The sequence below is a fragment of the Methylophaga sp. UBA1464 genome (assembly GCF_002325665.1).
GTDB lineage: Bacteria > Pseudomonadota > Gammaproteobacteria > Nitrosococcales > Methylophagaceae > Methylophaga.
Genome location: NZ_DCSO01000002.1, coordinates 18,926 through 29,305, shown reverse-complemented (window position 1 = coordinate 29,305; position 10,380 = coordinate 18,926). Strand labels below are relative to the sequence as shown.

The following is a 10,380-nucleotide window of genomic DNA, read 5'->3' as shown; positions in this document are numbered from 1 at the left end:
TAAGCTTGTACATAACCACGGACACCAAATTCACCACCTGAAATACCGACGATGATTTTGTCTTTGAATACGTGAGCCGCCGCGGTGCTGGTTGCACCAACTTTTGGATCATCACGTTTGTCAGACCAGACCACTTCACCTGTTTCCATATCTAATGCCACCAGAGTGGTATCAGCCTGGTTCAGGAAGATTTTGCCATCGCCATAAGACAGACCACGGTTAACGGTATCACAGCACATGACTGGTACAGTTTCATCGTAGTTTTGTTTTGGCTCATATTTCCATTTGATGGCGCCATCGTTGTTCAGGTCAAGTGCGAAAACGATGTTTGGGAACGCTGTATGAACGTACATGGTGCCGTCCATGACCAAAGCATTACCTTCGTGGCCACGTAAAACACCTGTTGAGAAAGACCACGCCATATTCAGATCTTTAACGTTGTCTTTCGTGATTTGAGTCAGTTCGCTGTAACGCGTATTAGCGTAGTCACCAGCTGGCATAACCCAGTTATTGTCATTTTTTTGCATTTCAAGGAGTTCATCAGCAGCGACCAGACCTGGTGCGGCTAACCCCATCATTGCGATTGATAATGTTTTCAGCTTCATAAAGTTGTCCTCTATTGCTTTTTAGTATTTACGTCACGACTTGTTCGAATGAACCTCATGCGTATGACGAACCTTAACCCCACTTCCCGGCTTCGTCAAGAACTTTACTCAAGTTTTTTGTGAGTATTTCCATCTAGTTTTCGGGAATAATTTCCCGAATAATTAAGCTATTGAAAATAAAGGACTTTATATTTTTACTAAAAATCAGGCACGATCTTTGATCCAGTGTATCGACCGCTCAATTGCCGCCAGTGCGCGCTCACGACCGTAGAGTTGCAGCGTGGCATCAAGAGAGGGTGAGACCGTATTACCGGTAATGGCGACACGAATGGGTTGAGCCACCTTACCCATACCAACCTCATGTTTTTCAGCACAATTTTTAATGACGGTATGGATCGGTTCGGCCAGCCATTCATTCAGCTGGCTTAGCTCCTGCAGTACAGCTTCCAATAGTGGCAAGCTGGTTTCATTAAGATTTTTCTGTGCGGCTTTTTCATCATAGGCATCTACGTCCCGATAAAAATACACACTGGATTCCGCCATTTCTTTAAGTGTTTTGGCGCGTTCCTGAAGCAATACAACAACATCAACCAGTGAGGGCCCATTCGCTGGATCAATTCCCAACTCGCCCATGTGCCAGCTTAAGTGTTGTGCAACATGTTCCGGTGAACTGGTTTTGATGTAATGCTGATTAAGCCAGAGTAATTTATCGGTATTAAAGCTCGAGGCTGCTTTGTTAACGTCCTGAATATCAAATAACTGTGTCATTTCAGCCAGCGAAAATATTTCCTGATCGCCATGTGACCAGCCCAACCTGACCAGATAATTCAATAACGCTTCAGGAAGATATCCTGCATCACGGTAACTCATAACACTGACCGCTCCATGTCTTTTCGAAAGACGAGCGCCATCATCACCTAAAATCATCGGTACATGAGCAAAGACAGGCGGTTTAGCACCCAGTGCTTTAAAAATGTTGATTTGTCGTGGTGAATTATTCAAATGATCATCCCCACGAATGACATGCGTCATCTGCATATCCAAATCATCCACGACCACTGTCAGGTTATAGGTTGGCGTGCCATCCGGACGGGCAATAATCAAATCATCCAGCTCACTGTTCTCAAAAACCACATTACCCCGAATGGCATCTTCGACAACAACTTGCCCCACAGTAGGATTTTTAAAACGAATGACCGGCTGTATCCCTTCACGCGGTGTCGATAGGTGACGGCAACGTCCATCATAGCGAGGTTTTTGCTTATTAGCTCGCTGCTCTTCGCGCATGGCTTCCAATTCTTCTTTACTGCAATAACAGTAATAAGCGTCGCCTTGATCCATTAACTGTTGAATAATCTCTTTGTAACGCTCAAAACGCTGCGTTTGATAAAACGGGCCTTCGTCATAATCCAATCCCATCCAGGTCATACCTTCCAGAATGGCATTAACAGATTCTGCTGAGGAACGTTCCAGATCCGTATCTTCAATCCTTAAAACAAAGCGGCCGCCATGCTTTCTGGCATATAACCAGGAAAAAAGAGCGGTACGAGCGCCGCCCACATGTAAATATCCGGTTGGGCTGGGTGCAAAACGCGTGCGAATTGTCATAATCAAAAGTTCTCTGCTAGCTGTGTAGATGGATTGCGATAAAGTGCGCTATTGTAACAGTTCATGAGATGTCATTTAGTGAGACAGAGTTATGCATTTATTGATTTTACTGCTTTCCAGCTTTCTTCCAGTGCAGGCAATAGCTTCAAATGCTGCTGCAGGTAATTATCCGCTCCAGCACGTATCTGATGGTGTTTATTATCATCAGGGCAGCCATGAAGAAGCCGATAACGAAAATCTCGGCGCGATTGCCAATGTTGGGTTTATCACTGGTGATGAATGCGTAGCAGTTATTGATAGCGGCGGCAGTTTTCGTGAGGGTGAATTATTGCGTGAAGCCATCCGCCAGCAAACCGATCTGCCGATCTGTTATGTCATTAATACCCATGTCCATCCCGACCATATATTGGGCAATGCTGCGTTTAAAGCCGATAATCCCAAATTTATAGGTCATGAAAAACTACCGGCCGCCATGGCCAGTCGAAAACAACATTTTGCCAAACAGTTCTCTGAGATTCTCGGAGAGGCTTATCAGGGTACTGAATTTATCGAGGCAGACAACCTGGTCAGTATCGGCAAACCACTGCGTATTGATTTAGGTAATCGCCCATTGTTATTAACCGCATACACCACGGCACATACCGATCATGATTTAACGGTTTACGATGTTAAGACCAGTACTTTATGGACCGGCGATCTGTTATTTGTTGAGCGCATACCGGCATTGGATGGCAGTATCAATGGCTGGATTGATGCCATCAATACGCTGACAGAACTTGATGCGGAGATGATTATTCCCGGTCATGGACCGGCTTTTGATGGTCAGAAATCCGAGGCATGGCAAAATTTACTTCGTTATCTGACCACCATTCGCGAAGAAATAAGATTTATCATTAATGATATGGGAACCATTGAAGAAGCCATCGCCGCCGTAGGAACACAAGAAGCTGAAAAATGGAAACTTTTTGAAGAATATCATCGTCGAAATGTTACCGCTGCATTCGTAGAATTAGAGTGGGAATAATAATAACCGGGAGAGAGAAAATGATGGGGCGAAATTCAATTTTTCTGGGCATGTTCATCATGCTCATCAGTCATAGCTTTACAGCTCATTCAGCCACGGCTGATGAAGATATCTGGGCAGGACTAAAACAAACCTATTTTGGGGATCGTGAAATTCGTGAGAATGCGGACGACCTGTTGGTTCTTGAAGCACCGACACGAGCCGAGGATGCGGCAATAGTTCCAATCAGCGTCAAGTCACTCCAACCACAAACCAGTGAAAGATATATTAAGAATATCCATATCATCATTGATAAAAACCCCATGCCGTATTCGGCCAATTTTCACCTGTCACCATCGCTTGGTGAAATTGACATAGCCACTCGCGTGAGGATTGATCAATACACTGATATGCGTGCCATCGCAGAGATGAATGACGGTTCCCTGCATATGGTTTCACGTTATGTGAAAGCTTCCGGCGGTTGCAGTGCACCAGCGGGCAAGGATATGGAAGCCGCTATGGCTCGTCTTGGCAAAATGCAGATTCGTATGCGTGATGCCAATATTGGTGAAACCACTCAAGCACAGGTTGTTGTAAGTCATCCGAACAATAGCGGCTTACAGTTTGATCAAAAGACTCGCGGCTATATCCCGCCACACTATGTGAAAGAAATCATCATAAATTTTGCAGACGAAAATTTGATTAAACTTGAGGCTGGTATATCTATCAGCGAAGATCCAAGCGTTCGCTTTAACTTCACTCCGCAAAAACACGGTGTATTAAAAGCCATGGTTAATGACAGTAAAGATATGACTTACAGCATGGATAAACAGATTTGACTCAGATTAGAGCCGAAATAAAAAAGGCCGTTTAACGGCCTTTTTTTTTGAATAAAAATGTATACCAGAAATTACTGAATACGGCATTCTTTATAGGCTGATGAAGAGACTTCTTCGTATTGTTTTATGCCGCCTTTTAATTCTTTATGATCACGAAACTGTGCGCCTTTATCTGCTGGCATATTGCGATACATATAAGCTGTACTGATGTCTTCGAAATCAGTCTGAGTAAATGCTTCATCAAGCTTATCAACCACACATGAACATTTGTGCACACCTTCATATATATTTAATTTTGTATTAGCCTGCATGCAATCGTTAACGTATTGCACTTTGGTGACTGTTGAAAAATCCATTTTGTCATCTGCCATAGCAGTGGCACTTAACATGGTGATGCTGGCAAAAAGGACTGTCAGACTGCTTTTCTTCATTCTCTACTCCAAATATTTTAATTATGGTTCCGCTATGACTCAGAACTTGCAAGACAAGTTCCTGCAGAAAAAAAGGATATTGCCACTTAAGCAGGTTACCATTCAAGCATTTTTAATGAATGCCCCAGGCAGTTAAATTTCCTCAGTCAAGCAACTTAGGGTAAAATTCAGAGTTTATTTATCCGCGTAAAACCATGCGCATCGCAGGAGAACATAATGAAAAAAATACTGCTTCATCTCGATACAGATGCCGTTGCAAGCACTTTTGACCAAGCCGTTGCCTATGATTCCGGGGTCGACAATATTATCGCTCATGGTGGAGCAACCCGTGATAATGTCACCGCCCATGTGCATGGTATGATTTTTACGCGTGGCGGAAAAAACCTTAAAAACAGCGCAATATTCATAGGTGGGTCCAATGTAGCAGCCAGTGAACTGGTAGGAGAAGCCGTAAAAAAAGCATTCTTCGGCCCTGTTCGTGTCTCGGTAATGCAGGATCCAAATGGCTCTAATACAACTGCCGCAGCCATTGCCCGTAAAGTGATGACAAACTATGACATCACGGGCAAAAATGTCGTGATTATGGGTGCAGGCCCCGTTGGTCAACGTACTGCACTGTATTTATTAAAAGAAGGCGCCGCTAAAGTAGTACTAACCTGCCGTAGTATGGCTCGCAGCAAGTCGACAGTTGATCATATGAAAAAGGCTTATGGCGTTGACGTCATCCCAGGTGAAACACGTAGCGACGAAGCAGTTGCAGCCTTACTCAAAGATGCCCATGTCGCTATAGCAGCAGGGCCAGCGGGTGTTTGTATCGTGCCTGAAATCACCTGGTCTGCCAGCAAAACCCTGGAAGTCATTGCTGACGTGAATGCGGTACCGCCACTGGGTGTTGAAGGCATGGAAGTGATGGATAACGGCACGGAAAAACAAGGTGTGCGTTTCTACGGTGCGATCGCCATTGGCAATTTCAAAATGAAAGTGCATCGTGGTGCGGTAGCCTCCCTGTTTGACAGCAATGATTTATTTCTGGATGAAACCACTATTTACGATATTGCCTGCAAAATTGATAACGCTTAGTGATAAGAATGCAACAACCGGTATCACCTGTCCGATTAAAAACAATTAACGTACAGGCGCCGGCAAGACTCCACCTTGGATTTCTGGACCTGAATGGTGGCTTAGGCCGCCATTTTGGCAGCATTGGCTTAGCAGTAAACAGCCACCACACCAGGCTAAGCCTGAGTGACACAGATAGCCAGCAACCAGCGGGCATCTCGATTTCTGATTCAGTCCAGCACAAGATCTCGAATTTGATAAATCAGTTTTATCTCTCTTTGGGAACACATATCCCGACCAGTTCAAGACGAACAAGTGTCACGGTTCACTCCCTGATTCCAGAACATGCCGGCCTGGGGTCGGGAACTCAACTCGCGCTGGTCATCGGTCGGTTACTGGCAACTTACCATCAGCTCGATATCCCAACGCCAAAAATTGCTGAGGCACTGGACCGGGGAAAACGCTCAGGCATTGGTATCAGTACTTTTGATAGTGGCGGATTTGTTGTTGATGCTGGTTTAGGGGCTAATTCACTGACTCCTGCCCGATTATTTCAGCAAGCCTTCCCATCTCAATGGCGGCTGGTGATGCTAATGGATAAAAATCATCAGGGAATTCATGGTCAGACAGAAATCCAGGCATTCCGGACGCTTCCAAAATTTCCTTTGAACCATAGTCAACACATTTGCCATCTGACCTTAATGCAGCTATTACCTGCGTTAATTGAGCAGGATATTGAGTTGTTCGGTAGCGCAGTTACTGAGATTCAGGCATTAATAGGACAACATTTTGCCCCGGCACAAGGTGGCCAATACACCAGCAAACCAATAGCAACGTTATTACAACATGCAAAAGCAATGGGGTTTACCGGCATGGCACAAAGTTCATGGGGCCCAACAGCTTGTATATTTACTGAGAGCCAAACTCAGGCAGATCTCCTGATAGCCAGACTACGGGGCATGATTGACTCTAATCTACCGTTGCAGGATATTGAATTACTGAGTGCTGCTGGTGTAAATCAGGGTGCTGACATTACAATCGATAACCAGACTTTACATTTTAATAAAACAGTGAGGGATTAACATGTCCAAACGTTCCATCATTCATATGATTAACCCAATGAAACAAAACAGTCCGTTTGATATCAATATGGCATTGGATGCCGGTTACGATATTCTGATGCCTTACAATAATGTTGAATTGAATGAAGTTGCCGGTTTGACTCAAGACGCTATTTTTTCCCGTGGTCCGGCTGGCGTAAAAAAAACGGGCATGTTTATCGGTGGCAGGGATATAGGCCTGGCAATGGATATGTTGGATGCCGCGAAGTCAGCCATGGTTCCTCCTTTTGAAATTCCGGTATTTGCTGATCCCAGCGGTGCATTTACGACAGCAGCAGCGCTGGTTGCCTGCGTCGAACGCGAATTGAAGAAACATTTCGATCAAGATTATAAAGGCTGCAAGGCAGTCGTATTTGGTGGTACAGGTCCGGTGGGGCTGGCTACAGCCGTTATTGCGGCACTGCAAGGTGCTGAAACAACCATTGTTGATCATTTTTCATTAGATACTGCCTTACAATTTTCTGACGAAGCGCGTAAACGTTATGGCGTTAATTTAAGAGCAACGACTGCGGCATCTGATGCGGATAAGGCCCGTCTGTTAAGTGATGCCGATGTGGTTTTCTGTACAGCAAAAGCCGGCGTACAGGTTTTGAATGCTTCTGTACTTGGCGATGCCAAAAAGCTCAAAGTCGCTGGCGATGTGAATGCCGTTTCACCCTTAGGTATTGAAGGTGTTGAGCTGATGCATAACGGTGAACCGCTAAAGTTTGCCCCACAATGCCCTGATGCTGTTGGCATCGGTGCGCTGGCTGTAGGCAACGTGAAATATAAACTGCAACAGGCCTTGCTCAGAGAAACACTGGAAAGTGATGTGCCTGTTTATCTGGATTTCCGTAATGCCTTTGAAGGTGCCCGTAAACTGGTCTGAATACAATTGTCATCAAACAGGACATGGCTGATCATCCAAAACTCCTGTTAATTCTCGCTCAAAGTGGAAGAATGCTGGCGCAATCAGCTTCACGGGAAGGTTACATCGTCCGTGTTGCTGACTGCTATGCAGACACTGATACTCTTCGGGTCGCTGATAAATATCTCAAGCTCCCTCCCCTCGACAAAATACTTAACGATGAGTGGCGGCAAACCATTATGACATTAAGTGATGGTCAGGCTTGTTCATTAATTTGCGGTACAGGCATCGAACGCTTCTATCCGCTACTGTCCCAATTACCCTCTCATATCAAATTTGCCGGTATTTCAATAAACAGTTTCAGTCAACTTTGTGAACCGGTAAATTGGATAGCCTTACTTGATCAACTCTCTTTCCCTCATCCGCCAACAGTATTTGATAACAACCAGAGCTTTAAAGGTAAATGGTTAGCCAAATCTGCCGCGGCCTGGGGTGGAACCCATATTGTCGATGCCGGATCGGCTGCTGGACGATTGAACATATATTATCAGCAGTACATTGAAGGTATCAGTGCTTCTGTTGTATTTCTGGCTAACGGTATTGATTGTCAGTTGTTACTGTTCAACCAGCAATACAGTCGTGATACCCGCAAGGATGATTTTTGCCTGCAAGCGATTACCAGCGGCTTACAACTTGATTCAAAACAACAACAGTTTCTTAAGCAAATCCTACAACAACTGACACTGCGACTCGGATTATCAGGTTTGATGTCGTTGGATTTTCAGATCAGTCCCTCCGGTGAAATATTTCTGCTGGAAATCAATCCACGTCCAACTTCTTCTTGTCAGTTATTACCAGGCGACGCTCCTTTAATCGATTGGCAGCTGATGAGTTCCAAGGGTGTTATGCCGGAAATTCATGCTGAACTTCCGCCAAAAAAGCGAATCTTATGGTTTTGTTTTGCACCAGAGAACATTACGATCCCGGCTGACTTTAACTGGCCTGACTATTGTTATGATCTGCCTGCTGATGGAAGTTATATCCAAGCAGGAGGCATCATTTGCACTTTACTGCTAACTCAGGACAAAACAGAGCTGAATGATGGTCATCAGTTTGCAAATAAATTGATTGAAAATTTATCTTCGGCAGCTTGAAAACAGGCTTCGGCTTACCCATATTAAAAGCAAGTTAACCTGAGGGAATGTTAAATGAAACGAATCATGTTGTTTCTCGCCACCAATATTGCCGTACTGGCGGTTTTAAGTATAACCATGCGGTTATTGGGTATTGAGAGTCTGCTGGATGAACAGGGCTCTGACCTGAATATGACTTCATTGCTGATTTTTGCTGCGGTTATTGGCTTCAGTGGTTCATTAATTTCATTAGCTATATCCAAATGGACAGCAAAACGCCTGACCGGTGCAGAAGTGATCACTTCACCTAAAAATCCAACGGAAAAATGGCTGGTTGAAACTGTAAAGCGCCAGGCTCAACAAGCGGGAATAGGCTCGCCTGAAGTGGCCATTTATCAATCCTCTCAACCGAACGCCTTTGCCACCGGAATGAATCGTAACAACGCCCTGGTCGCGGTAAGCACTGGGCTGATGCAATCGATGACACAAGATGAAGTTGAGGCGGTTTTAGCGCATGAAGTGAGCCACGTTGCCAATGGAGACATGGTGACGATGGCATTAATTCAAGGTGTGGTAAATACATTCGTTATCTTTCTATCACGGATTATTGGTCATCTGATTGACCGTACAGTATTTAAAACGGAACGTGGTCATGGTCCGGCTTTCTGGATCACCTCGATCATCGCCGAATTGGTTCTGGGTATTCTGGCCAGCATTATTGTGATGTGGTTTAGTCGCCAAAGGGAATTTCGCGCCGATGCCGGTGCAGCCCGTTTAGTCGGTTCAGGAAAAATGATTGCTGCCTTGCAGCGGCTTGCAAAAACCTCTGAGCAACCTCTACCAGATCAACTGCATGCAATGGGAATCTCCGGTGGTCGTGGTGGCATCAGCGCCTTATTTATGACCCATCCTCCGCTTGAAAAACGCATTGAAGCTTTGCGTACAGGCCGAATCTAACCCTGTAAAAAAGGCCGGCTGCATTTAATACAGCCGGCCTTTATCCGTTCATTAATCTCTCAATCTAAAGATCTTCGTCTTCAAAGTTGTAATCCAGCTTATCTGAAGGTTTATGAATATAAAATCCCTGAGCGTAATCCACCCCCAGACGCCACAGTAGAGCCAGGCTCACAGCATCGGATACAAACTCGGCAATGCAGGGTTTTCCAGCCTGTTTTGCCATATCAATTATCGATTTAATAGCGGCCTGATTTTCAGTATCGTGCGCCATATTCTCAACAAAATTACCGTTGATCTTCAGGTAGTCCACATCCAGAACACTCAAACTATGCGAAAAGCCAATACCTGATCCAAAATGTTCTAATCCAAATTCACAGCCAATGGCCTTAAGTTTGGCAATTGTATTTTTTGTGTCTTCGATATTATCCAACGCGGCTGTTTCACTGATTTCAAATATCAAAGCCTGACCAGTTAAATTGTGTGCTGACAAGCTGACCGATAACCAGTCTACATAATCTTTATCATGTAATGTTTGTTCAGAAAGTTTAATAAAAAACCGCGTTTTCGGATATGTTTTACGGTGCTCAGAAAGCTTTTTAAGGGCCGTACGTATCACCCATTTATCAATTTCCGTCATCATCTGCAGATCAACGGCATACTGAATAAACTGTTCAGCAAGTAAGGTTTTTTCACCGTCTTGTAGTCTTAACAAAACTTCATACAGTTCTTGTTGAGGACCATGTAACCCCACAATTGGCTGAAAGTGAATACTGAATA

At 44.5% G+C, this 10,380-nt stretch carries 11 protein-coding genes; 7 read left to right on the top strand and 4 right to left on the bottom strand.

The window, feature by feature from the left end:
* Together B3O33_RS00315 and gltX are read right to left on the bottom strand one after the other, a co-directional pair.
* Positions 1-605 (bottom strand): PQQ-binding-like beta-propeller repeat protein (locus tag B3O33_RS00315; protein ID WP_292362706.1); only part of this gene is annotated, 605 nt, incomplete at its 3' end.
* Between the two features lie 204 nt (positions 606-809).
* Positions 810-2,213, bottom strand: a complete 1,404-nt coding sequence (gene gltX / locus B3O33_RS00310; protein ID WP_292360505.1) for a glutamate--tRNA ligase — start codon at positions 2,211-2,213, stop codon at positions 810-812.
* A gap of 91 nt (positions 2,214-2,304) precedes the next feature.
* Here gltX and B3O33_RS00305 point away from each other — a divergent pair, with 91 nt between their 5' ends.
* Together B3O33_RS00305 and B3O33_RS00300 are read left to right on the top strand one after the other, a co-directional pair.
* Positions 2,305-3,237, top strand: a complete 933-nt coding sequence (locus B3O33_RS00305) for a quinoprotein relay system zinc metallohydrolase 2 (RefSeq protein ID WP_292360507.1) — start codon at positions 2,305-2,307, stop codon at positions 3,235-3,237.
* Between the two features lie 20 nt (positions 3,238-3,257).
* The gene (locus B3O33_RS00300) at positions 3,258-4,055 is read left to right on the top strand and encodes a quinoprotein dehydrogenase-associated SoxYZ-like carrier (RefSeq protein ID WP_292360510.1); all 798 of its coding nucleotides are present in this window, start codon (positions 3,258-3,260) and stop codon (positions 4,053-4,055) included.
* Between the two features lie 71 nt (positions 4,056-4,126).
* On the opposite strand, the gene B3O33_RS00295 is transcribed toward B3O33_RS00300, so the two are convergent.
* The gene (locus B3O33_RS00295; protein WP_292360511.1) at positions 4,127-4,486 is read right to left on the bottom strand and encodes a hypothetical protein; all 360 of its coding nucleotides are present in this window, start codon (positions 4,484-4,486) and stop codon (positions 4,127-4,129) included.
* A gap of 216 nt (positions 4,487-4,702) precedes the next feature.
* On the opposite strand from B3O33_RS00295, the gene B3O33_RS00290 reads away from it, so the two are divergent.
* From B3O33_RS00290 to htpX, 5 genes are read left to right on the top strand one after another with little or no spacing between them, the layout of a single operon-like run.
* Complete coding sequence (locus B3O33_RS00290; RefSeq protein ID WP_292360513.1) at positions 4,703-5,566, top strand: NAD(P)-dependent methylenetetrahydromethanopterin dehydrogenase; 864 nt, start codon at positions 4,703-4,705, stop codon at positions 5,564-5,566.
* 8 nt (positions 5,567-5,574) lie between these two features.
* Positions 5,575-6,627, top strand: coding sequence for a beta-ribofuranosylaminobenzene 5'-phosphate synthase family protein (locus B3O33_RS00285; protein WP_292360515.1), 1,053 nt, complete (start codon positions 5,575-5,577; stop codon positions 6,625-6,627).
* A gap of 1 nt (position 6,628) precedes the next feature.
* Complete coding sequence (locus B3O33_RS00280) at positions 6,629-7,534, top strand: NAD(P)-dependent methylenetetrahydromethanopterin dehydrogenase (RefSeq protein ID WP_292360517.1); 906 nt, start codon at positions 6,629-6,631, stop codon at positions 7,532-7,534.
* 23 nt (positions 7,535-7,557) lie between these two features.
* Entirely contained in the window at positions 7,558-8,667 is a 1,110-nt protein-coding gene (locus B3O33_RS00275) for an ATP-grasp domain-containing protein (protein ID WP_292360519.1), read from the top strand.
* Positions 8,668-8,721: 54 nt separating this feature from the next.
* Entirely contained in the window at positions 8,722-9,603 is an 882-nt protein-coding gene (gene htpX, locus B3O33_RS00270) for a protease HtpX (protein ID WP_292360520.1), read from the top strand.
* A 64-nt stretch (positions 9,604-9,667) separates the two neighbouring features.
* Here the strand turns inward: htpX and B3O33_RS00265 are convergent.
* Positions 9,668-10,380: EAL domain-containing protein (locus B3O33_RS00265; RefSeq protein ID WP_292362704.1), on the bottom strand; the 713-nt coding region annotated here is incomplete at its 5' end.

Excerpts from the sequence above, each read along its gene's own strand:
- gltX (WP_292360505.1), bottom strand. The coding sequence starts at position 2,213 with ATGACAATTCGCACGCGTTTTGCACCCAGCCCAACCGGATATTTACAT.
- B3O33_RS00305 (WP_292360507.1), top strand. The coding sequence starts at position 2,305 with ATGCATTTATTGATTTTACTGCTTTCCAGCTTTCTTCCAGTGCAGGCA.
- B3O33_RS00300 (WP_292360510.1), top strand. The coding sequence starts at position 3,258 with ATGATGGGGCGAAATTCAATTTTTCTGGGCATGTTCATCATGCTCATC.
- B3O33_RS00295 (WP_292360511.1), bottom strand. The coding sequence starts at position 4,486 with ATGAAGAAAAGCAGTCTGACAGTCCTTTTTGCCAGCATCACCATGTTA.
- B3O33_RS00290 (WP_292360513.1), top strand. The coding sequence starts at position 4,703 with ATGAAAAAAATACTGCTTCATCTCGATACAGATGCCGTTGCAAGCACT.
- B3O33_RS00285 (WP_292360515.1), top strand. The coding sequence starts at position 5,575 with ATGCAACAACCGGTATCACCTGTCCGATTAAAAACAATTAACGTACAG.
- B3O33_RS00280 (WP_292360517.1), top strand. The coding sequence starts at position 6,629 with ATGTCCAAACGTTCCATCATTCATATGATTAACCCAATGAAACAAAAC.
- B3O33_RS00275 (WP_292360519.1), top strand. The coding sequence starts at position 7,558 with ATGGCTGATCATCCAAAACTCCTGTTAATTCTCGCTCAAAGTGGAAGA.
- htpX (WP_292360520.1), top strand. The coding sequence starts at position 8,722 with ATGAAACGAATCATGTTGTTTCTCGCCACCAATATTGCCGTACTGGCG.